Genomic DNA, 22,228 nt, shown 5'->3' on the forward strand with positions numbered 1-22,228 from the left:
CATTCGCCATGCGAGAGTAGGACACTGCCAGGCACCCAATTTGGTCGAAAGACCCGCATGCGAGAGTAGGAAATTACTTCGCAGGCACCCAATGAGACCGCAAGGTCAGCAAAAAGCCCCGATAGCAATATCGGGGCTTTTTTGTATTTCAAGTTTTTATTAGTTGGCTGCAAATATGCAGCCTTATTGTTTGTAGTTTTTAAACCGAAGATCTTCTTCGACTGTCACCGTATTGTTGATTGGCTTTCCTTTGCGTAATACTGTTACTGTAATTTTTGTACCTGGTTTTGCCTCAGCAATCATATCCATCGCGGCTCGAACTCCTGCTGCTGGCTTTCCATTAATTTGCGTGAGAACATCTCCGCGCTGCAGTCCAGCCTTAAATCCTGGCCCATCAGGATCTAGGTTTTCAATCACTAACCCACGAAGTTCGCCTAAATTAAGTAGCCTGGCTGTGACCGTATCTACCTCTACGGTAGATATTCCCAAATAGCCGCGCATCACACGGCCATGTGTCACTAGGTCTTGCATTATTCGATGAGCTAATCGGTACGGAATGGCAAAGCCGATGCCTGAGTTATCGGAATTACCCAGCTGATAGGATGCCGAATTGATACCGACTAATTCCCCATTAGTGTTCACCAAGGCGCCGCCAGAATTTCCAGAGTTAATTGCGGCATCGGTTTGTAATAAATCCTGGCGGCCATTACTGTCCGGCCCCATGGTGCTTAATCCGATGCGACCGGTTGCACTTATTATGCCTTGTGTAATAGTTTGACCCACATTATATGGGTTGCCTATGGCAAGAACGACATCACCAACTTGAGGAGATAGTGATTCCTCTTGGGGAATAACAGGAATATTTTCAGCATTGATACTGAGTACAGCAAGATCTGTCGGAATATCAGAGCCAACTAAATCAGCTGTGAATACGCGCCCATCCTGCAAGGCAACAATAATTTGATCGGCTGAGGCAATTACATGATAGTTGGTTAAAATATGCCCTTTGTTCGTCATGATAACGCCCGAGCCAAGACTTTCAGGTTTTAGCTGTGAATCTGTTCGTACATTAGTGCCTTGATAGCTGCGGGTATAAATATTTACAACAGCTGGGCCTGCATTTCTGGCGGCTGTAGCGTAACTCAAAGGGGCTTGGTTTCTCTCGGCTGATCGAATGGAGGCAGAGTTTGGCGTTAGTTCAGGGAGCGCGAGCAGTAAGGCGGCGGCAACACCTGCGCCTAATAATACTGATTTAGCCAAGTAACTGATCGGAGATGGTATTTTCATAGGGTTAATGAAGTCATTGAGCGATTAAAGCAGAATAACATAGAAATAGCGGGATGAGGCAAAGGCAGGCCCGATACCAACGTGGATATCGGGCCAATATGTGGTTAGCGGAGGACTAGATACAGAGAGGAATCACCGCGAATGATATTGAGGGCTAGAACGTCAGTGCGGCCTTTTATCGCCTTACTGAAGTCGTTCATATTGTTGACCCGCAGGCGGTTGATACCGGCAATAACATCACCTTTACGCAATCCGATTGCAGCCGCAGGAGACTTGGGTGCAACTTCAGCTACTTCAACGCCTTGTGGTTGTTGTCCTTTCTTGGTGTTCTCCAATTTGGCACCTTCCAACGCGGGATGGATGGATTTCACCGGTGTAGTCATTTCATCGGATTGCTTTAGTGTGACTTGCACAGTCTGGGCTTTGCCATCACGGATAATGCCGAGGTTTACGACCTTTCCTGCTCCCATGGTCGCAACTTTTGCCCGGAGCTCACCGAATGAGCGGACTGGGTTGTCATTGATGCTAACGATAATATCCCCAGCTTTGATGCCTGCATTATCAGCTGCAGATCCTGGCATCACTTGACTGACGAAAGCGCCATTTTGCTTATCGTAGCCAAATGCTTTGGCGAGATCCGTGGTTAATTCGCCCCCCATGACACCTAAGACTCCGCGGCGAACTTCTCCATATTTTATAATTTGATCGGTCAGATCTTTTACCATATTGGATGGTATCGCAAAACCTATCCCAATATTTCCCCCATTGGGACCTAAAATCGCAGTGTTGATGCCAATAAGCTCACCACGAAGATTAATTAATGCGCCACCTGAATTACCGGAGTTAATCGCCGCATCGGTTTGGATAAAGTTTTCGAGATTCTCAATATTTAATCCACTGCGGCCCAATGCACTCACAATGCCAGAGGTGACGGTTTGTCCAAGGCCGAATGGATTTCCTATTGCGATAGCAAAATCACCGACCCGCAGTTGGTCTGAGTTGGCGAGTTTAACCTGGTTAAGGTCTTTAGCCTTAATTTGTAAAAGAGCTATATCGGATTGTTGGTCTTCACCTATTTTCTTCGCAGTAAACTCTCTCCCATCTTTCAGGGTTACTTTTATTTCATCTGCTTCCTGAATGACGTGGAAGTTCGTGATGACATAACCTTTATCCGAATCAATGATGACACCTGAGCCTAGTGCCTGAAAGGGTTGCTCCTGTATTTGATCAGGTGGCAAATCCGGGCCGAAGAAAAAGCGGAACTGCTCCGGAATAGCTTGTTTGGTGACCTTTTTCCCTGACACTGAGATATTAACGACTGCGGGTGTGACGCCTTCCAAAACCGGAGCCAAGGTGGGCATCTCCTGCCCATTCATTACGAGCGGAAGAGCGGCTTGAGCCGTAGCAGAGCCGAAAGATAGACCAACACTGATGGCAATAGCGGACAACATTAAGCGTGTGGATCGAGTCATTGATTACAACTCCTAATAAAGACAAGTGATGAAAATGTCACAACACTATGACTATCAGTTGTAATGAATAGTTCCTAACCTAGTTTAGTTCTGTCCGTCAAAAGTCCAGAACGCTCGCCGGAATAGTCAAGAGGCTGGGATTCAGGAGCTGACTCAGTCGTCGTCTCTGCATCGTCGGCTTTAGTGTCATGTCGGAACAGTGGGCTGGCGTGAGGAACCAGCTTTTCACTTTGTTCCGCAAAATGCTGGCTGAGACGTTGGTAATGTTCGTCTAGTTGCTCGAACATGACTGCGGTGCTGGTGAAGTGATCGCCCATTTCCCGCTTGTATTGCGTCAGTTCTTTCCGGGCTTTGGTTAGCTCATTGTGTAGTTTTGTTGCATCTCCGGCTCTGGAGGTGGCTCTGCCAGCGACAAAACCAATGATGACGCCAATGAGGACAAAAAGAATGGTGGTGAATTCAGTCATGACAGTACCTTGATATACGACAAGTAAGGATGCTTCAGTCCGTGCACTATACCGCCAAGCTTTCCTAGTGGGTACTCTTCAGCATCATTGGTATTTGATTGATCACAAGTCTTGAGGCTCGAGCCGGCCCAGATGGCAAGAAATGAACAATATTATCGCCTAGATTGCACGAATGCCTTGCCAGAGTGTGCTTTTGTTAGTCAAAATATTGCGCCTTTGGGTTATGGGGGCATCCATGTCCAAAGGCGGGCCGGGCGTGTTGCAAATTTCACGGGCAATGAAATCTGCAGGTGATTTCTTGGGCGACTTCACTTATAATCGCCCGGCCCACGTTACAGGCCACCAATCTGGTGGTACTAGCAATCGCGATCTGACTTGTATTCGAAGGGATACGGGTGGTCTTTAATTTGTTATGTGCGGCATGAGCCGAGCATAATGTTTATCTTTCAAACAGTAATTTGGGTTAACTGTAATGAAAACTTTCGTTGCCAAGCCAGAAACCGTAAAGCGTGACTGGTACGTTGTGGACGCCGAGGGTAAGACCCTGGGGCGCATCGCCACCGAGATCGCCAGCCGTCTGCGCGGTAAGCACAAGCCGGAATACACTCCTCACGTAGATACTGGCGATTACATCGTCGTGATCAATGCCGAGAAGGTTGCCGTTACCGGCAAAAAAGCTTCCGACAAGATGTACTACTCTCACTCCGGTTTCCCGGGTGGTATCAAGTCCATCAGCTTCGAGAAGTTGATCGACCGCAAGCCTGAGATGGTTATCGAAGCTGCTGTTAAAGGCATGCTGCCGAAGGGCCCGCTGGGTCGCGCCATGTTCCGTAAGCTGAAAGTTTACGCTGGTGGCGAGCACAACCATGCTGCTCAACAACCTCAAGTTTTGGACATCTAATTCGGGATCTGGCAAATGGCAGAAAATCAATACTACGGTACTGGCCGTCGCAAAAGCTCTACCGCTCGCGTGTTCGTAAAGCCAGGCAAAGGTAACATTGTTATCAACAAACGCTCTCTGGAAGAGTACTTCGGCCGTCCGACTGCCCGCATGGTAGTTCGTCAGCCGTTGGAACTGGTCGAGATGACTGATAAGCTGGATATGTTCATCACCGTCGCTGGTGGTGGTATTTCCGGTCAAGCGGGGGCGATCCGTCATGGTATCACTCGCGCGCTGATGGAATACGATGAAAGCTTGCGTCCAATCCTGCGCAAAGCTGGCTTTGTTACTCGTGATGCCCGTAAGGTTGAACGTAAGAAAGTCGGTCTGCACAAGGCTCGTAAGCGTCCGCAGTACTCCAAGCGTTAATCCGTCTTGGGTATTTAAAAGCCTCGGCATGCCGGGGCTTTTTCATGCCTCCGATTTACCCCTCGCGCGGCTTATAACCGATAGGTTCTGTGGTCTTCAGTCTTCAAAATTATCCTCATTAATCGACGATACGCATCTCCGATGCTGTCAATCGAAGCCATGGGCATGTCGACTATGAATTTAATGCTGAAGATTCTGCTCAAGCGGGCCGAGATCTGGTACACTTGCTCACCTATTCTGCAGCGTAAGCTCGATTCAAGCGTCAATTTCTGACTCTTTACTGGCCCTGAATTTTGGGTCGGCCTTGAAAGCAACGCATTGCTGCATGATGCAATCTGGTTCCTGATGTATCGGGTGGGACTAACTAACTTTCTGGCGATGAAGGTCTATTCCTTCATTGCTTTTCTCTGCTTGTAAATGGAGGGGTCGATGGCTTTTGCTGCCAATAAACGCTCTATCATGACTCTATTCTCTGGGGCTAACGACATGTTTAGCCACCAAGTTCGTATTGTGCTGGCCGAAAAAGGCGTCAGTGTCGATATCTGCCACGTAGACATGGCTAACTTGCCGGAAGAATTGCTGGAGTTAAACCCCTACGCCTCAGTTCCGACTCTGGTTGATCGTGATTTGGTGCTGTATACCTCACGGATCATCATGGAGTATTTGGATGAGCGTTTCCCGCATCCTCCGTTGATGCCTGTTTATCCGGTGGCGCGTGGCAATAGTCGTTTGATGATGCATCGTATTGAACTGGATTGGTACTCGCTAGTGGATAAGATCATGGCGAATGGTGGCGAGGCTGAATCGGCGCGTAAAGAGCTCCGTGAAAGCTTGCTAGCCATTGCTCCTATCTTTGTCGAATATCCTTATTTTATGAGTGAAGAGTTCAGCCAGGTCGACTGTTTTATGGCTCCGCTGTTGTGGCGTTTACCGCAGCTGGGCATCGAATTGACGGGCAAGGGCGCCAAAGAGCTCAAGAACTACATGACACGTCTGTTTGAGCGGGAGTCGTTCCAGGCGTCCCTGACCGAAGTTGAACGCGAACTACGTAATGGATTCTGAGCATGGAACATCAGATGACACCCAGTCGTCCCTATCTGTTACGAGCTTTCTACGATTGGTTGCTCGATAACGATATGACGCCGCACTTGCTGGTGAACAGTGAAGTGCCGCATGTGCAGGTGCCACGGCAATTTGTGCAGGATGGACAGATTGTTTTGAACATAGCGCCACAAGCTGTGATGTCATTTGCAATGGGTAAAGAGTCATTGAGTTTCAATGCTCGTTTTGGTGGTGTGCCGTTTCAGGTTTACATCCCGATGGCGGCTATCATTGCTATTCATGCTCGCGAAAACGGGCTTGGCACTTTTTTCCCGCCTGAGCCTGCCTATGAGGCTTGGTTGGCGAGCGATGCAACGGAGCAATCGGTCAGTATTCAAGTTCCAGATGATGAACCTGAACCGCCGAAACCGTCAGGCCGTCCCAGCCTACGTATTGTCAAATGAATCAGTTGATGGCTCTATCTTTGGCTACGAACAAATAAAAACGCGCCCTTTGGGCGCGTTTTTTACTTCCGTCATCTCTAAATTAGTATTGAATAACTTCATCGGCGGCGCTGCCCAACTGGACATCTCCCCCCGTACTCGCATCGGGGTTGTTGGCCGGTACAGAGCTGCTGCTTGAACTCTGACTCGAACCGCTCTTGCTGCCATTCTGGATATATTCAAAGACCTTGATTACCTTCTGCACACCAGAGACATGGCGTGCCAGATTGACTGCTTTTTCAGCCTCATCCCGCGTTACCAATCCCATCAGGAAGACTTCGCTATTCTCGGTCACCACCTTGAAGTGGGTGCTATCGATCCCTTTGGTGGTCAACATTTCCGACTTGATCTTGGAGGTGATCCAGGAATCCTGGCTCTGAATGCCAAAACTGACGGGCTTACGGATCCGTAATTCATTGTACACATGACGGACACCATCGATTTTGGCAACCAGTTGTTCAGCATCGCGGCTGAATTGGCCATAGGGCGTTTGTCCGACCAACAACACCTTGCCATTCACGCTGACCGCACTGATGCGGCTTGCTTTATCCATATCCTTTCGTGAGGCGATTGTATTTGCGGCTTTAAGCTCAATATTCTGGTCGTCGATGACCGAGCCGACGGTCCGGCGATCATTGGCGATGGATGCTGTCGTGGCGGCGCCCGCCACAAAAACTCCCGCACACCCTTGCAACAAGGACAGGCTGGCTACGGTTACCAGTAGCAGTCGATTTTTCATGCGTGTCTCTCCAATCACATCATTGTGGGAACAGGGTGCGATCGATGAGATCACACAGGCATTGCAAACAGAGCAGATTCACTTCCAGGATGCGGGCCATGTTGGCCGATGGAACCCGTATCTCCACATCACTGGGGCCCAACAGACCGGCGATTTCTCCACCGTCGCTGCCGGTCAGGGCAATGATGGTCATATCACGGCTCAAGGCTGCCTCGGCGGCTTTCACTAATGCCTTTTCCCGGCCATCACCCGCCAAGACCAACATGATGTCGCCACGTTGACCGAGGGCGCGTATCTGCTTGGCATATACATCGGCAAAGCCGCTATCCGCTGCCACTCCGCTGAGAAGGATACTATCTGCGGAGAGTGCCAGCGCCGGGAGCGAAGGGCGCTCGGTCTCAAAACGATGCACCAATTGACTGACAAACAATTGGCTGAGTGCAGCGGCTGGGCCATTGCCGCAGGCCAGGATCTTGTTGCCGTTCAACAGACAGATGGTCAGCATCTGGGCCGCAGTCTGGATATCATCCGACAGGGCTTCGGCGGCTGCGATCTTGGTCTGAATACTCTCGGTGAAGTTCTCTTTGATACGATCCAACTCTAGGTCCCCTGAATAGCATTTTTGTACCACTGGCAGGCATCACTGCCATCGAAGGCCACAACATCGAAACGGCATGCCTGATTTGACTCGTTTAATCCTTGTTGCAGCAAGAATGTTTGGGCGGTAAGCCACAGTTTTCGCTGTTTGCTCCGAGTGATGGAGGCTGCGGCGCCACCATGGCTACGTGAGGCACGATACCGAACCTCGACGAAGACCAGGTAGTGAGCATCCCGCATTATGAGGTCTATCTCTCCGCTACGGCAGCGAAAGTTTTTGGCGATGAGTATTAGGCCCTGCTGGTCGAGAAAGTGCAGGGCCAGATCTTCAAACTGTTGTCCTTTCGGGTTATTGAGCCGCAGGCGCGGCAACAGGTTTCGCAACCTCATGGCTTGGCTCGCTCTTTTCGATGCGGATCCAGTGCAGCTGACGGCGTACAACGCCCTGTTCGTTGATGCTCAAGGCACCGGTTAATCCCTCGCGCTGTTGCCCCGTTGCGGCACGGAGCTCGGCAAGATGTGGTAACAAACTGATGCTGTCGTAGCCCATGGCAAAGAATCGCAGCAGGTCGTTATTGGCTTGGGGCCACAAGGTGAGCACCTTGTCGCGCAGGGGCGAGCTGGAGTCCAGCATCCAGGGCATATCGCCCAGCTGCATACCCAGTACATTCTGGGCAACTCCGGGATTATTCAGCCCCGGATTACCCTTGGCGCCTAGGTAATAGGTTGGCGGAGGGGCAAAGGGGCTTTGGGAGATATCGATAAACGATTTAATGATCCCGGCTTCCAGAGGGGAGGCGTAGATATAGATAGCATCGACATCCTGGCGGTTGAATGCCTGGGCAAACACCTTCTGGCCAATACTCTTTTGCAAAGCATCAATCCGCTGCTGGCTGGCTCCTACCCCCATCGCCTGGCGCAAAATGGCTTCCAGACTTTGGCGGTCGGTAAAACGGGCCACCAGTGGCGCACCGCCGGTTTGTGGCTGCCATTGATTAGTGAAGCCATCAACGACGCGTTGTCCCTGGGCCCCTTGCGGCACAATCAACAGCGGCAGGCGTTTACCATCCTGACGAAGTTTTTCGGCCGCTTCTGCAGCATCCGCCGCGGGTGACAGTGAAAAATAGAAGTTGGTGTCGGTGGTGGATTTTCCATCCGTTTCGTTGAGTGCGAGCAGGGGGACTTGCGGTTTCAACGCGATCAAGGCCTCGACCTGATCCTTAAGCAGAGGGCCGACAATGAACTCGGCACCCTCTTTCACGGCCTGTTGGTACAGGGCAGCTATGGGTTGGCTGGCGCTGTCGTAAAAGCGTAAGTCACCTTGCAATCCGGCTTCTTTATAGGCGGTGAGCATGCCGTTGCGCAGGGCATCCCCCTGAGCGGCCAGATTACCGGAGAGTGGGATCAGAATGGCAACTTGTTTGGGCATGCCGGAAGCAAGGGCTGTGGTTGCTGTCTCGTTGGTTGTTTGCTCTTTTTGATACAGCTGACTGCCGGGGTGATCCGGATACTCGGCATGCCAACGGGCGTACTGGGTGGCAAACTGTTGCGGCTGATTGCCTAAGGTACGTTGCAACACCGCCAGTGCTAACCAGCCGGTTTGTACTTTTGGTGCTGGCTCGGCCATGGCTTGTTGTAAACGGGCGGTATCTTGGGCTTGCAACAGGCTCCAGATCGTCTCGTTGTTAGTTTTTTGCTCCGCAGTCGACAGGTAATTGTTCAAGGCGATATAGGCTGGCAAAGCACTCAACGGGTTTGCTGTTTGGCTGAGCAAGCTGGCCTGCAACTTGTAGTAACTGGCCGTGGCATCATCGGACAAGGGGCGCAGATCGATATCGGCGATTTGTGCCAGCGCTTCGCCGCTCTTGCCCTGCTGTTGCAGGATCATCGCTTGTACGATGCGCTGTTCGTGCTTTTGCTTGGGCGTAAATGCTTCTTTAGCCAACTGCTGGGAGAGTGCGGAGGCCTGTTGCAAATCGCCCGCCGCGATCAGGCTGCGAGCAGCCAGTGTTTCCCAAGTGAAACGATAGGCGGCATCCGCTTGGGCTAATTGTTGCAAGTACCAATCCGGCTTATGTTCGAGACGTGAAAAAGCGGACGGTGGCACTGTGGGCGCGTTACTGGAGTTGTCCGGCGTGCTGGCACAGGCGCTCAACAACAGGCTGAGCAGAACCAGAGACAGGAACTGTGATACGCTAAATGGCTTATTGAACCGATACAAAATTATTCCCCGACCGCAATGTGGTGTGCGACATAGTGTAATCGGGCCATTTTTCCGACACAATTGTTCGGCGAGGAGAAGCCATGCAATCGCCCCCCTCTCTTTACATAGTACCGACCCCGATTGGTAATTTGGCTGACATCACCCAGCGGGCCATCGAAGTGCTGGCCATGGTCGATGTGGTAGCAGCAGAAGATACTCGTCATTCTTCCGTGTTGCTCAACCACTTGCAGATTAAAGCTAATCTGCTTGCGTTGCACGATCACAATGAACAGCAACGTGCAGATGCCTTGATTGCCAGGGTCCAGCAAGGGCAGTCTGTGGCGTTGATTTCTGACGCCGGAACGCCACTTATCAGTGATCCAGGCTATCACCTGGTGACCCGCTGCCGTGAGGCGGGTGTCCGGGTTATTCCACTTCCGGGCGCTTGTGCTGCGATCACCGCCTTGAGTGCTTCCGGTTTACCCACCGATCGTTTCACCTTCGAAGGCTTTCTGCCAGCCAAGGAAAAGGCCCGGGATGATCGGCTGACCCAATTGCAGGATGAGACCCGGACCTTGATCTTCTATGAATCACCGCGCCGCTTGCTCGAGACAGTGCAGGCTCTGGCTCGACTCTATGGCGAACGACAAATCGTGGTGGCGCGTGAGTTGACCAAAACCTTCGAGAGTTTTCAGTCGCTGCCGGCTCCGGCCATGGTCGAGTGGTTGGCTGCGGACAGCAACCGCTGCCGGGGAGAGATAGTGCTGATGATCGCAGGCGCCAAGCCGGATCCGGATGCCATTCCCAGCGAAGTGCTGCGTACGCTGGCGCTGTTACAGAAGGAGCTGCCACTGAAGCGGGCTGCGGCGTTAACCGCCGAGATCCACGGAGTGAAGAAGAACGCGCTGTATAAACTGGGATTAGAGCAGGCTTCTGTTTACTCTGAAGGGACATAAGCCCTATAATCCGCGCCGGAGTTGGCCAGGGCAGTCGCTGCCTTGTCGTTGTACCTTCGGGTAGACGGACAGGGGAGAGGAAAGTCCGGGCTCCATAGGGCAGGGTGCCAGGTAACGCCTGGGAGGCGTGAGCCTACGACTAGTGCAACAGAGAGCAAACCGCCGATGGCCCGTCAGGGATCAGGTAAGGGTGAAAGGGTGCGGTAAGAGCGCACCGCGCGACTGGCAACAGTTCGTGGCACGGTAAACTCCACCCGGAGCAAGACCAAATAGGCCCCCATTGGCGCGGCCCGCGTTGGGGGCGGGTAGGTTGCTTGAGCCAGTGAGCGATTGCTGGCCTAGAGGAATGACTGCTACCGCGCAAGCGGCACAGAACCCGGCTTACCGGCCGACTCCCCTCTTGAACAGGAAACCCGGATTACGCGACGCGTATTCCGGGTTTTTTTATGCTTCGCGATGGGCCTTACGAGTCCCACTGTGGCTTTCCAGCATGCCGAATCACAGATTGAGTGCGGTATCCAGGAAAGCTGGTGATGGCCATGTAAAGAATTCGTGAGTTCTCTCGCATTTCCCGGCATTGCTTGCCGCTTGCCATTTACCTGAAAAATAAGCGCCTTTTAGCGATTTACTCGGTGGAACGCCAGTAATATCGCGGCTTGCAGCCATTTGCTCCCTTGCAAAGCCGGGGGGGCATCCTTACACTCTTGCGTGGGGAAAAGTGGTTTATTGTGGAATAAAGTAGATCAGCAGGAAGGCATCTTATGCTACGCGGGGCTCACGCCATCACTCTCGATACTAAAGGTCGTTTGGCTCTGCCAACCCGATATCGTGAATGGCTGCGTGACGAATGCCAAAACCAGCTGGTTTGCACCATCGATATTAGTCATCCCTGTCTGCTCCTCTATCCATTAACGGAATGGGAGGAGATTGAAAAAAAGCTCAAGGCTCTTTCGAATGTGAACCCGCTGGAACGGCGGTTACAACGCTTGTTGCTGGGGTATGCCAGCGAATGCGAACTGGATGGTAATGGCCGTTTTCTGGTTCCAGCCCCATTGCGCCAACATGCCGCGCTGGATAAGCAGGTGATGCTGGTCGGGCAATTGAACAAGTTCGAGATCTGGAGCGAAGCAGGCTGGTTGGCACAGGTAGATGCGGATCTTGAGTCCCTGCCTGCGGCCGACTGGTCCCAATCAGACAATTTACGGGATTTCTCACTGTAACCATGGAACAGACTTTTAGCCATGTGACCGTCATGTTGCATGAAGCGGTTGATGCGTTGGCGATCAAACCGGACGGTATCTATGTCGATGGCACCTTTGGCCGAGGTGGTCATTCGCGTCTTATTTTGTCGAAGTTAGGTCCGAATGGGCGCTTATTGGCCATCGACCGGGATCCATTAGCGATTGCCGAAGCGCAGCGGATTGACGATCCCCGTTTCGAGATGATCCCGGGCGCTTTCTCAGGACTGGTCGGTTATCTGGCCGAGCGGGATCTCGTGGGCAAGATCGACGGTCTGCTGCTGGATTTAGGGGTCTCCTCACCACAGCTGGATGATGCCGAACGCGGCTTCAGTTTCCAGAAGGATGGTCCACTCGATATGCGCATGGATCCGACCTCCGGTATCAGTGCCGCCGACTGGCTAGCCAAGGCTGAGGCCGACGATATCGCCTGGGTGCTCAAGGAGTTCGGCGAGGAACGTTTCGCCAAGAAGATCGGCCGCGCCATTGTCCATGATCGGGTGGAGAAGCCATTTACGCGCACCCGGCAACTGGCAGAGCTGATTGCCCGGCTGATCCCCAACAAAGAGAAGAACAAGCATCCGGCCACCCGTAGTTTTCAGGCCATTCGTATCTATATCAATTCCGAGCTGGAAGAGGTGGAACGAGCGATGGAGGGAGCGCTGACCGTTTTGGCTCCCGCGGGACGGCTGGCAATCATCAGCTTTCACTCTCTCGAGGATCGTTTGGTCAAACAGTTCATTCGTAAACAGGAAAAAGGTCCTGAGATACCGCGAGGGCTGCCGTTGACCGAGGCTCAACTGGCCGTCGGCCGGACCATGAAGAGTATTGGCAAAGCCATGAAGCCCAGCGACGCCGAGATTGACGGGAATCCTCGTTCTCGTAGTGCCGTGTTGCGAGTGGCGGAGCGGTTGCAGGAGTAGGGATGGATACCCGTATCAATCTGGCACTGGAAATCCTGCGGGATCTGGGACGACATAAATTTCAGGTGATTCTGGTGCTGTCGATCATCGCATCGGCCATGACCACCATAGTGGTGACCAACGAGACCCGTTTGCTCACGATCACTCTGAACCAACTTCAGGATGAGCGGGACAAACTGGATATTGAATGGCGCCACTTGCTACTGGAGCAAAATGCGTTGGCGGAGCACTCCCGAGTGAGTGATATCGCCAAGAGCAAGTTGCAAATGGCGCGTCCGTCGCCGCTTAAGGAACAGATCATCAACCAGCCATGAGTGTAAAACGTAAAGCCAAAAAGCCGGATCACAGCTTACCGCAATGGCGGTTTCTGACGGTGATTGCATTTATTTTGCTGGGTTTTGCCGGTTTGGTTGTCCGTACCGGCTGGATCCAGATTGTGGATCCGGATCGCCTGCGTCTGGAGGGTGATCTGCGTTCATTGCGGACCACGGCGGACGAAAGCGGACGTGGCATGGTGACCGACCGTAATGGCGAGCAGTTGGCGGTTTCGGTGCCGGTACAAGCGGTCTGGGCCGATCCCAAGGCGGTACATGAAAGCGGCAGTCTGGATAACACCCGGGCTTGGCAGGCATTAGCCGAGGTGCTGGGGATCGATGTCAAAGAGCTGACGTCGCGGATCGCCGATCCCCGGCGTCGTTTTGTGTATTTGCAGCGGCAGATCACTCCGGCCGTGGCGGAGTATGTCAGCAAGCTGAAACTGGGCGGCGTCTATCTGCGTCGGGAATCCCGTCGTTACTATCCGGCGGGCGAAATCAGCGCCCACATTGTCGGCATGACCAATATTGACGGTTCCGGCATTGAAGGGGTCGAACGCAGTTTCAATGAGTGGCTCTCCAGCGTGCCGGCTGAGCGCAAGGTCCGCAAGGATCGCCAAGGCCGAGTCATTGAGAACATCGGGATCGTCAAGGAAGGCAAGAAAGCCAATAACCTGGTGCTGAGTATCGACCAGCGCCTCCAGTCTCTGGCCTATAGTTCGCTCAAGTATGCGACCGAGGTCAACAAGGCCACTTCTGGCTCCTTGGTGTTGCTGGACGTCACCACCGGAGAGGTGCTGGCCATGGTCAATACTCCCTCCTACAACCCGAACAATCGCGGCCAATATCAAGGCTTTCGTGCGCGTAACCGAACGGTGACCGATACCTACGAGCCAGGGTCGACCCTCAAACCGCTGGTGGCAGTCAGTGCGCTGGAGCATGGCATCACCAACTGGAGCGAAGTGTTCGATACTCGCCCGTTCAATATCGGTGGCAAACGAGTCACCGATAGCCATCGCATGGCACAGGGCAATCTGGGTGATATTCTCAAGTTTTCTTCCAACATCGGCATGGCGCATATTGCTTTGCGGATGCCACCGCAGCAGATCGTGGATACCTTGACGCAGTTTGGTCTGGGTGTGGATTCCGGAACCGGTCTGATGGGCGAAAGTTCCGGTATGCTGCCAGTCCGGCGTCGCTGGTCCGAGATTGAACGCGCCACTTTAGGCTTTGGCTACGGGCTGCGCATTACGCCGCTGCAGTTGGCTTCGGCCTACGCCACTCTGGCCAATAAGGGCATTCGCAAGCCGATTTCCATCCTCAAGGTCAATGAGGCGCCGCAGGGCGAGCAAGTGGTATCCCGCAAGGATGCCGAGGCGGTGATGCTGCAACTGGAGTCGGTGGTAGAGCATGGCGGTACCGGCACCAAGGCGGAAGTTCCAGGTTATCGGGTTGCCGGTAAGACAGGGACCGCCAAGGTGGCGATAGCTGGTGGATATGGCAAGGATTACGTCGGTACTTTTGCCGGTTTTGCGCCGGTCTCCAATCCCCGGTTTGCTATGGTCGTCATCATCAACGAGCCGCAAGCGGGCGCCTATTATGGTGGCATGGTGGCTGGGCCTACCTTCGCGGAAGTGATGAGCGGCGCCTTGCAGTTGTATAACGTGCCCCCGGATGCCCCCCAGACCATAGACCCCAATAAACCCCAAATTAGCCTGGCTCGTCAGGAGGTTAAAGTTGTCCCTCACACTTGATGCCTTGCTTGCTCCGCTCGGAATACTGGCAGACAGTCTCCCGCTGCGGCAGATGCAACTCGATAGCCGGGCCGTTCAGCCCGGCGACCTGTTTATCGCCCTCAAAGGACATGCGGTCGATGGCCGTGACTATATTCCGGCAGCGGTTGCCTTAGGCGCCGCTGCCGTGTTGTATCAGCCTGATGCGACCTTCTCGTTGCCCCCCTGTGACATTCCGTGCATTCCGGTTCCAGAATTGGCTTCTCACTTGTCGGCTTTGGCTGGGCGTTTCTACGGTGAGCCCGCCCAGCAACTGCAACTGGTCGGGGTAACGGGAACCAATGGCAAGAGCACCACCACCCAGCTGATCGCCAATTGGCGCAGCTTGTTGGGCGGAGTGGCCGGTGTGATGGGAACCATAGGCAATGGTCTGTTTGGCCAACTGGCACCCTGTGAAAATACCACCGCCAGCGCTGTGGCTATCCAGCAAGAGCTCGCACATCAACTGGCTCAGGGCGCAGATCTGGTGGCCATGGAAGTCTCTTCTCACGGTTTGGTGCAACATCGTGTGGCAGCGTTGCCCTTTGCGGTGGCGGCGTTTACCAATCTCAGTCGGGACCATCTCGACTATCACGGCACCATGGCGGCCTATGCGACCGCCAAGCGCAGCCTGTTTCGTGGACTGCCGGCACAGGATTGTGTGCTCAATGCCGATGACGAAGTAGCGCAGCAGTGGCTGAGCGAGATCCCGGAGGCGGTGACCTATAGCCTGACGGCAGGATCCGCACCTCGGGGTGGTCGTTTCATTGAAGCCATGGCGTTGACCTTTCATGACCGGGGCTTTTCGGCCGAGATTCGATCCTCGTGGGGAAACGGAGTATTATCCGCGCCCTTGCTGGGCCGCTTCAATGTGGCCAATGCCCTGGCGGCGCTGGCGTGTCTGCTGGTTCTGGGATACGACATCAAGACGCTGTTGGCCGTCGCGGGAAGACTGCTACCGGTCACCGGCCGGATGGAGTGCTTCGGGGGGGGCGAGCAACCTCTGGTGGTAGTCGATTACGCCCATACCCCGGATGGTCTGGAAAAAGCCCTGGAGGCGGCGCGGCTACATTGTCGCGGGCGCCTGTTCTGCCTGGTCGGTTGTGGCGGCGATCGGGATCGGGGCAAGCGCCCCATGATGGCGGCTATCGCCGAGCGCTTGGCGGATGTGGCGATCCTGACCGATGACAATCCCCGGACCGAAGATCCGGCGCTGATTATCGCCGACATGCAGGCTGGCCTGCAGCATCCGGAACGTCTGCTGGTCGAACATCAGCGGCCTCTGGCTATCCAGCGAGCATTGGAGCAGGCGCAGGCCGGTGATTTAATCCTAGTGGCGGGCAAAGGCCATGAGGATTACCAGATCATCGGTAAGCAAAAATTGATGTATAGCGATCGAGATACGGTCGCACGATTATTGAAGGAGCAGGCATGATCCCGCTGTCATTACAGGATATCGCCAAGACACTGGGGGCTACTCTCCAAGGGGATGACGCCACCATAACTGCGGTTACCACCGACAGCCGGCAGGTGAGCTCGGGTTGCTTGTTCGTTGCCCTGCAGGGCGAACGTTTCGATGGCCATGATTTCTGTCCTCAAGCGGTGGCTGATGGGGCGGCAGCTCTGCTGGTCAGTGAGCCGCTGGCGTTGGATTGTCCGCAACTGCTGGTGGCCGATACCCGTTACGCCCTGGGCCAGCTCGGTGCCATGGTGCGCAATCGGTTAATCCCTAAGGTGATCGCTATTACCGGCAGCTGTGGCAAGACCACGGTCAAAGAGATGTGTGCGGCGATCCTGGGTCAGTGCGGTCCTGTGCTCGCGACCCAGGGCAATTTGAACAATGAAATTGGTGTGCCGTTGACCTTGCTGCGTCTGACACCGGAGCACCAGTATGCCGTGCTGGAGCTGGGTGCCAACCATCCGGGAGAAATTTCCTGGACCACCTCTTTGGTGAAACCCGATGTGGCGTTGATTAACAACGTCGCCGCGGCTCATCTCGAAGGGTTTGGCTCTTTGCAAGGCGTGGCCCTGGCCAAGTCAGAAATCTTCAATGGCCTGGATGATCGCGGCATGGCCATCGTCAATGCCGATAGTGAGTTTTATAGCCACTGGTGTGCCGATCTGGAGCCTAATCTGCTCAGCTTTGGTCTGAATAACCGCCGCGCGGATTTTTTGGCGCGGGATATCAGCACCGATGCCTCCGGCTGCTGTAGTTTTACTCTGGTCAGCCCGCAGGGCGAGATGGATGTGCGGCTACCGATCCCGGGACGTCACAATATCGCGAACGCGCTGGCAGCCGCCGCGGCCACCGAATCTCTGGGCGTCAGGCTAACCGTGATCAAGCGGGGGCTGGAGGCGATGCAGCCGGTCAAGGGGCGCTTGTGTGTCCATCATCTGCCTGGGATCACTCTGATTGATGATACCTACAACGCCAGTGCGGAATCGGTCCTGGCTGCCATCGACACTCTGGCTGCCATGCCAGATTATCGGGTGCTGGTGTTTGGCGATATGGGCGAGCTGGGGCTCGAGGCCGAGGCTCAGCATCGCCGGATTGGCGAACATGCGCGGCAGGCGAAATTGGATGCCGTCTACACAGTGGGCAAGTTGTCGGCTTTGACCTCTGCCGAGGCAGGGGGACAGCACTTTGCGGATAAAGCAGCGCTGTTGGCGGCCCTCGGCGAGTTGTTGCTACAACATCCGGCGATTACCTTGCTGGCCAAGGGCGCGCGCAGTGCACGCATGGAAGAGGTGATTGAGTTCGTGAAAAACATTAAGGAGCAGGCATGTTAGTCTGGCTGGCGGAGTATCTGACGCCCTATATTTCGCTGTTTCATGTGGTCTCGTATCTGACCTTCCGCGCCATCATGGCGATCCTGACCGCGCTGGGTGTTGCCCTGTGGATGGGACCGCATCTGATCCGCCGCCTGCAACTGCTGCAGATTGGGCAGGTGGTGCGTAACGATGGCCCCGAGTCCCATTTCAGCAAGCGCGGCACGCCAACCATGGGTGGCTTGATGATCCTGGCCTCGATCCTGATCTCGGTGCTGCTGTGGGCCAAACTCAGCAACCCCTATGTCTGGGTCGTGCTGTTTGTGCTCGTCGGTTATGGTGCCATCGGTTTTGTCGATGATTACCGCAAAGTGGTGCGCAAGGACACCAAGGGATTGATTGCGCGCTGGAAGTACTTCTGGCAATCCTTGGTCGCGCTCGCGGTCGGTATCTATCTCTACGCTTCAGCGGGCAGTGATGCCCAGACCACGCTGGTGCTGCCGTTCTTCAAGAATTTCATGCCGGAGCTGGGGCTGCTGTTCATCCCGCTGTGCTATCTGGTGATTGTCGGCTCGTCCAATGCAGTGAATCTGACTGATGGTCTCGATGGTCTGGCTATCATGCCGACTGTGATGGTGGCTGCGGGCTTGGCTCTGGTCGCCTGGCCGACCGGCAACGTCAATTTTGCTGAATATCTGCATATTCCCTACATCGCCAATGCCTCCGAACTGGTAATCGTCTGTACCGCCATCGTCGGTGCCGGGTTGGGTTTCCTCTGGTTTAACACCTATCCGGCACAGGTGTTCATGGGCGACGTGGGTTCGCTGGCCCTGGGCGGTGTGCTGGGGGTGATCGCCGTCTTGATTCGTCAGGAGTTCTTGCTGGTGATCATGGGTGGGGTGTTTGTGATGGAGACCCTATCGGTGATCCTGCAGGTTGGCTCCTACAAGCTGCGCGGACAGCGCATTTTCCGCATGGCTCCGATCCATCACCACTATGAATTGAAAGGCTGGCCAGAGCCGCGAGTGATTGTGCGTTTCTGGATCATTACGCTGGTTCTGGTTCTGCTGGGTCTGGTGACCCTGAAACTGAGGTAACAAACGCAGATGAGCAAGGTGGTCATTCTCGGACTGGGTAAAACGGGTCTTTCGTGTGTGCATTACTTTCTGCGCCAGGGGATCACTCCTATGGTGCTGGATACCCGTGCCAATCCACCGGGACGTCAGGAGTTGCCTGCTGGTGTCGAGTTGCGTTGTGGCGAACTGGATGTGGCATTGCTGACTCAGGCCGAGCTCATCATCGCCAGCCCCGGGATCGCGCTGGCGACTCCGGCGCTCCAGGCGGCGGCCGCTGCAGGTGTCGAGATTATCGGTGACATCGAGCTGTTTGTCCGCGATGCCCGGGCGCCCATAGTCGCGATCACCGGCTCCAATGGTAAGAGTACCGTTACGACTCTGGTAGGGGAGATGGCGGTCGAGGCCGGGATCAACGTAGGGGTGGGCGGCAATATCGGCACTCCCGCGCTGGATCTGTTACTGGAGCCTTGCGATCTGTATGTGCTCGAATTTTCCAGCTTCCAGTTGGAAACTACTCATTCTCTGCGTGCGGCCGCTGCGACCATCCTCAATCTCAGCGAAGACCACCTGGATCGGTATGACGGCATGGCGGGCTACCTGGCGGCCAAGCAACGGATATATGCCGGAGCACAGCACATCCTGGTCAACCGGGACGACCATGCTACCCAGCCTCAAACGGGAAGCGTGTGGCAAAGTTTCGGGCTGGATGCGGCCTCGTATGGCCGAGTCCAGCATCAGGGGGCACTCTGGCTGGCGGTAGAGGGTGAGCCTCAACTGCCAGTCGCGGAATTGAATATTGTCGGTGCCCATAACCAGATGAATGCACTGGCGGCCATGGCGCTGTGTGATGCTGTGGCTGTACCGCGCGCCGCGCAACTGGCGGTGCTGCGTCGCTTCAGCGGCCTGCCCCATCGCTGCCAGTTTGTTCGTGAATATCAGGGTGTGCGCTGGATCAACGATTCCAAGGCCACCAATGTCGGCTCCACCTTGGCGGCAGTCGCAGGCCTGGCGGAGGCCGTGCAGGGTCGCTTGATCCTCATCGCTGGTGGTCAGGGCAAGGGACAGGATTTTGCGCCGCTGCAAGCGCTGCTTGGTCACGGCATCGATCTGATGCTCTGTTTTGGTCAGGATGCTGATCTGCTGTGTGCTCTTGGTCCGCAGACCGAGCGTGTGGCGGATTTGGCCGCGGCGGTGGCCCGTGCCCAGGCCGTGACGCAGCCCGGTGATTGGGTGTTGCTGGCTCCTGCCTGCGCCAGTCTGGATATGTTCAAAAATTTCGAGCAACGTGGCGAGTGCTTCACGGCTCTGGTGGAGGCGCTATGAGTCAGATGTTCGCCTGGATCTGGCGATGGCTGGTGCCGGAACGGCAGTCGATTTACGATCGACAATTGTTGGTACTGGCCTTCAGTCTGATGAGTGTCGGTTTGGTCATGGTGGCGTCTGCGTCGATCACCGAAGGGGTGTCGTTGCAGAATGATGCATTTTTCTTCGTCAAACGGCATCTGATCTTCCTGGTGCTCTGTTTGCTGTGTGGTGTTGGAACCCTGTATGTGCCAGTTCGTTATTGGCAGCAATGGGGTGGCCAGTTGTTGATTTTCTCCATCCTGATGTTGCTCCTGGTGCTGGTGGCTGGACACAGCGTGAATGGTGCCAAGCGCTGGTTGCCATTGGGGCCCTTTAATTTGCAACCGGCTGAAACCGCCAAGCTGGTGCTCATCACCTACCTCTCCGGCTATCTGGTGCGTCGCATTGACGAAGTCCGCGGACGCTTTACCGGTTTCGTTAAACCCCTGGCGCTGGTGTTCTGCATGGCGTTGTTGCTGTTGGCTCAACCGGATTTGGGCTCTGTGGTGGTGCTGTTTGTGACCACGCTGGGACTGTTGTTTCTGGCGGGAGCCCGGGTGATCCAGTTTGCCTTGATGATCCTCATGGGAGTGGCAGCGCTGGTCATGCTGATCCTGTTTGAACCCTATCGGATGCGGCGGGTGACCTCGTTCATGGACCCTTGGGCCGATCCCTTTGGCAGTGGCTATCAGTTGACGCAATCCTTGATGGCTTTCGGTCGCGGTGGTTTCTTCGGCCAAGGGCTGGGGAATTCGGTGCAGAAGCTCGAGTATTTGCCGGAAGCGCATACCGACTTCGTATTTGCCATTTTGGGTGAAGAGCTGGGTTATCTCGGAGTACTGATCGTACTGGCATTGCAACTGGCTCTGGTGTTCAAAGCCTTGCAGATTGGTTACATAGCCCTGCAAGAGAAGAAGTTCTTTGAGGGCTATGTTGGCTGCGGGATTGGCATCTGGTTTGGTTTTCAGACCGTGATTAACGTTGGGGCTGCGGCTGGCATGCTGCCGACCAAAGGATTGACCTTGCCGCTGGTCAGCTACGGTGGCTCCAGTCTGATTGCGATGAGCATTGCCGTCGCCCTGTTACTGCGCATTGATTTCGAGATGCGGCGGGATCGGGTACAAGTGTTACAAAAGGGAGCCGTATGAGCAAAACACTGCTGATTATGGCGGGCGGTACTGGAGGGCATGTCTTCCCGGGATTGGCGGTAGCCCATCAGCTGCAGGCTGAAGGGTGGCAGATCCACTGGTTGGGAACAGCCGATCGTATGGAAGCGCAGCTCGTACCGGCTCATGGTTATCCGATCTCGTTTATCGATATCCAAGGCGTGCGAGGTAATGGCCTGCGACGCCTGTGCATGGCACCTTGGCGTATTCTCAAATCCATCTGGCAAGCTCGTCGGGTAATCAAGTCCCTACAACCGGATCTGGTGTTGGGAATGGGCGGATTTGCGGCTGGTCCTGGCGGCATTGCTGCCTGGCTGGCTGGCATTCCGTTGGTGCTGCATGAGCAGAATGCGGCCGCAGGCATGACCAACCGACTGTTGTCTCGTCTAGCCAGCCGTGTGCTGATGGGTTTTCCGGGGGCTTTCGGACGCCAGATAGCGGGGGATGTGGTGGGAAATCCGGTGCGCGCCGAAGTCGTGGCTCTGGCGGAGCAACCCTTGAAGCTCTCGGATCATCAACAACCGCTGCAGGTCTTGATTATCGGTGGTAGTCTCGGCGCCCGGGTACTCAATGAGGTGGTGCCCCAGGCGTTGGCTGTTGTCGATCAGGTCCGAATTCGTCATCAGACCGGCAAGGGCAATGTTGACGCAGTCGAGATGCGTTATCGCGATCTCGGCGTCGGCGATGTCGAGGTGAGTGAGTTTATTACCGATATGGCGCAAGCCTATCAGTGGGCGGATTTGATTATCTGCCGGGCGGGGGCCTTGACCGTGGCGGAGGTGGCCGCAGCAGCCATACCTGCTATTTTTGTGCCGCTGCCCCATGCGGTGGATGATCACCAGACCCGCAATGCCGAGAGTCTGACCCGCGAAGGTGCGGCCTTGTTGTTGCCGCAACGGGAGCTGACGCCAACCCGACTGGCACACAAGGTCGAAGAACTGAACCGGCACCGGGAACAATTAGTCGGTATGGCACAAGCGGCTCGCCGCGTTGCCATATTGAATGCCACGGAGCGGGTTGCTGCCGTGTGTAGACAACTAGTCAAATAATGA

Annotated in this window: 21 protein-coding genes, 1 other RNA gene and 1 pseudogene; 16 read left to right on the forward strand and 7 right to left on the reverse strand. The window is 54.8% G+C overall.

The genetic code is table 11. The features are described 5' to 3' along the window. Positions 1-183: 183 nt before the first annotated feature. From degS to ACYVG7_RS01680, 3 genes are all read right to left on the reverse strand, one after another. Positions 184-1,287: an outer membrane-stress sensor serine endopeptidase DegS gene (gene degS / locus ACYVG7_RS01670; protein ID WP_460881514.1), complete on the reverse strand. Its 1,104-nt coding sequence runs from the start codon at positions 1,285-1,287 to the stop codon at positions 184-186. A gap of 104 nt (positions 1,288-1,391) precedes the next feature. Then, a complete protein-coding gene (locus ACYVG7_RS01675; RefSeq protein ID WP_460881515.1) occupies positions 1,392-2,759 on the reverse strand; it encodes a Do family serine endopeptidase in 1,368 nt (455 codons plus the stop codon). A 74-nt stretch (positions 2,760-2,833) separates the two neighbouring features. Next, a complete protein-coding gene (locus ACYVG7_RS01680) occupies positions 2,834-3,226 on the reverse strand; it encodes a Z-ring associated ZapG family protein (RefSeq protein ID WP_460881516.1) in 393 nt (130 codons plus the stop codon). 472 nt (positions 3,227-3,698) lie between these two features. Between ACYVG7_RS01680 and rplM the strand changes: the two genes are divergently transcribed. From rplM to ACYVG7_RS01700, 4 genes are all read left to right on the forward strand, one after another. Then, a complete protein-coding gene (rplM, locus tag ACYVG7_RS01685) occupies positions 3,699-4,127 on the forward strand; it encodes a 50S ribosomal protein L13 (protein WP_460881517.1) in 429 nt (142 codons plus the stop codon). Between the two features lie 15 nt (positions 4,128-4,142). Next, positions 4,143-4,535 carry a 30S ribosomal protein S9 gene (rpsI, locus tag ACYVG7_RS01690; protein ID WP_460881518.1) on the forward strand — a complete coding sequence of 131 codons (393 nt, stop codon included), beginning with the start codon at positions 4,143-4,145 and terminating at the stop codon, positions 4,533-4,535. Positions 4,536-4,964: 429 nt separating this feature from the next. Further along, positions 4,965-5,597 carry a stringent starvation protein SspA gene (gene sspA, locus ACYVG7_RS01695; protein ID WP_460881519.1) on the forward strand — a complete coding sequence of 211 codons (633 nt, stop codon included), beginning with the start codon at positions 4,965-4,967 and terminating at the stop codon, positions 5,595-5,597. Positions 5,598-5,611: 14 nt separating this feature from the next. After that, positions 5,612-6,040: a ClpXP protease specificity-enhancing factor gene (locus ACYVG7_RS01700; protein WP_460881558.1), complete on the forward strand. Its 429-nt coding sequence runs from the start codon at positions 5,612-5,614 to the stop codon at positions 6,038-6,040. A 205-nt stretch (positions 6,041-6,245) separates the two neighbouring features. Here ACYVG7_RS01700 and dolP read toward each other — a convergent pair. From dolP to ACYVG7_RS01720, 4 genes and pseudogenes are all read right to left on the reverse strand, one after another. Beyond that, positions 6,246-6,818 (reverse strand): annotated as a pseudogene (gene dolP / locus ACYVG7_RS01705) (division/outer membrane stress-associated lipid-binding lipoprotein); the annotation flags it as partial. Positions 6,819-6,837: 19 nt separating this feature from the next. Further along, positions 6,838-7,416 (reverse strand): SIS domain-containing protein, encoded by a 579-nt coding sequence (locus ACYVG7_RS01710; protein WP_460881520.1) that lies wholly within the window; start codon positions 7,414-7,416, stop codon positions 6,838-6,840. Between the two features lie 2 nt (positions 7,417-7,418). Then, positions 7,419-7,805, reverse strand: coding sequence for a YraN family protein (locus ACYVG7_RS01715; RefSeq protein ID WP_460881521.1), 387 nt, complete (start codon positions 7,803-7,805; stop codon positions 7,419-7,421). Further along, positions 7,765-9,636, reverse strand: coding sequence for a penicillin-binding protein activator (locus ACYVG7_RS01720; RefSeq protein WP_460881522.1), 1,872 nt, complete (start codon positions 9,634-9,636; stop codon positions 7,765-7,767). The genes ACYVG7_RS01715 and ACYVG7_RS01720 overlap by 41 nt, the downstream gene beginning before the upstream one ends. Before the next feature lie 83 nt (positions 9,637-9,719). Here ACYVG7_RS01720 and rsmI point away from each other — a divergent pair, with 83 nt between their 5' ends. From rsmI to murG, 12 genes are all read left to right on the forward strand, one after another. Next, positions 9,720-10,574, forward strand: coding sequence for a 16S rRNA (cytidine(1402)-2'-O)-methyltransferase (gene rsmI / locus ACYVG7_RS01725; protein WP_460881523.1), 855 nt, complete (start codon positions 9,720-9,722; stop codon positions 10,572-10,574). 17 nt (positions 10,575-10,591) lie between these two features. Beyond that, positions 10,592-10,974, forward strand: an RNA gene (gene rnpB / locus ACYVG7_RS01730) — RNase P RNA component class A. A gap of 361 nt (positions 10,975-11,335) precedes the next feature. Further along, entirely contained in the window at positions 11,336-11,794 is a 459-nt protein-coding gene (gene mraZ, locus ACYVG7_RS01735; protein ID WP_460881524.1) for a division/cell wall cluster transcriptional repressor MraZ, read from the forward strand. A 2-nt stretch (positions 11,795-11,796) separates the two neighbouring features. Continuing rightward, the gene (gene rsmH, locus ACYVG7_RS01740; protein ID WP_460881525.1) at positions 11,797-12,735 is read left to right on the forward strand and encodes a 16S rRNA (cytosine(1402)-N(4))-methyltransferase RsmH; all 939 of its coding nucleotides are present in this window, start codon (positions 11,797-11,799) and stop codon (positions 12,733-12,735) included. A gap of 2 nt (positions 12,736-12,737) precedes the next feature. Continuing rightward, the gene (gene ftsL, locus ACYVG7_RS01745; protein ID WP_460881526.1) at positions 12,738-13,049 is read left to right on the forward strand and encodes a cell division protein FtsL; all 312 of its coding nucleotides are present in this window, start codon (positions 12,738-12,740) and stop codon (positions 13,047-13,049) included. Next, positions 13,046-14,803 carry a penicillin-binding transpeptidase domain-containing protein gene (locus ACYVG7_RS01750; RefSeq protein ID WP_460881527.1) on the forward strand — a complete coding sequence of 586 codons (1,758 nt, stop codon included), beginning with the start codon at positions 13,046-13,048 and terminating at the stop codon, positions 14,801-14,803. Before ftsL ends, ACYVG7_RS01750 begins: the two co-directional genes overlap by 4 nt. Further along, a complete protein-coding gene (gene murE / locus ACYVG7_RS01755) occupies positions 14,787-16,256 on the forward strand; it encodes a UDP-N-acetylmuramoyl-L-alanyl-D-glutamate--2,6-diaminopimelate ligase (RefSeq protein ID WP_460881528.1) in 1,470 nt (489 codons plus the stop codon). Before ACYVG7_RS01750 ends, murE begins: the two co-directional genes overlap by 17 nt. Beyond that, positions 16,253-17,611: a UDP-N-acetylmuramoyl-tripeptide--D-alanyl-D-alanine ligase gene (gene murF / locus ACYVG7_RS01760; RefSeq protein ID WP_460881529.1), complete on the forward strand. Its 1,359-nt coding sequence runs from the start codon at positions 16,253-16,255 to the stop codon at positions 17,609-17,611. The genes murE and murF overlap by 4 nt, the downstream gene beginning before the upstream one ends. Beyond that, positions 17,605-18,687, forward strand: coding sequence for a phospho-N-acetylmuramoyl-pentapeptide-transferase (gene mraY, locus ACYVG7_RS01765; protein ID WP_460881530.1), 1,083 nt, complete (start codon positions 17,605-17,607; stop codon positions 18,685-18,687). The genes murF and mraY overlap by 7 nt, the downstream gene beginning before the upstream one ends. Before the next feature lie 9 nt (positions 18,688-18,696). Continuing rightward, positions 18,697-19,989, forward strand: coding sequence for a UDP-N-acetylmuramoyl-L-alanine--D-glutamate ligase (murD, locus tag ACYVG7_RS01770; RefSeq protein WP_460881531.1), 1,293 nt, complete (start codon positions 18,697-18,699; stop codon positions 19,987-19,989). Further along, a complete protein-coding gene (gene ftsW / locus ACYVG7_RS01775; RefSeq protein ID WP_460881532.1) occupies positions 19,986-21,158 on the forward strand; it encodes a cell division protein FtsW in 1,173 nt (390 codons plus the stop codon). The genes murD and ftsW overlap by 4 nt, the downstream gene beginning before the upstream one ends. Continuing rightward, positions 21,155-22,225 carry an undecaprenyldiphospho-muramoylpentapeptide beta-N-acetylglucosaminyltransferase gene (gene murG, locus ACYVG7_RS01780; protein WP_460881533.1) on the forward strand — a complete coding sequence of 357 codons (1,071 nt, stop codon included), beginning with the start codon at positions 21,155-21,157 and terminating at the stop codon, positions 22,223-22,225. The genes ftsW and murG overlap by 4 nt, the downstream gene beginning before the upstream one ends. The last annotated feature ends 3 nt before the right edge of the window (positions 22,226-22,228 follow it).

The organism is Pseudaeromonas pectinilytica (assembly GCF_054780855.1).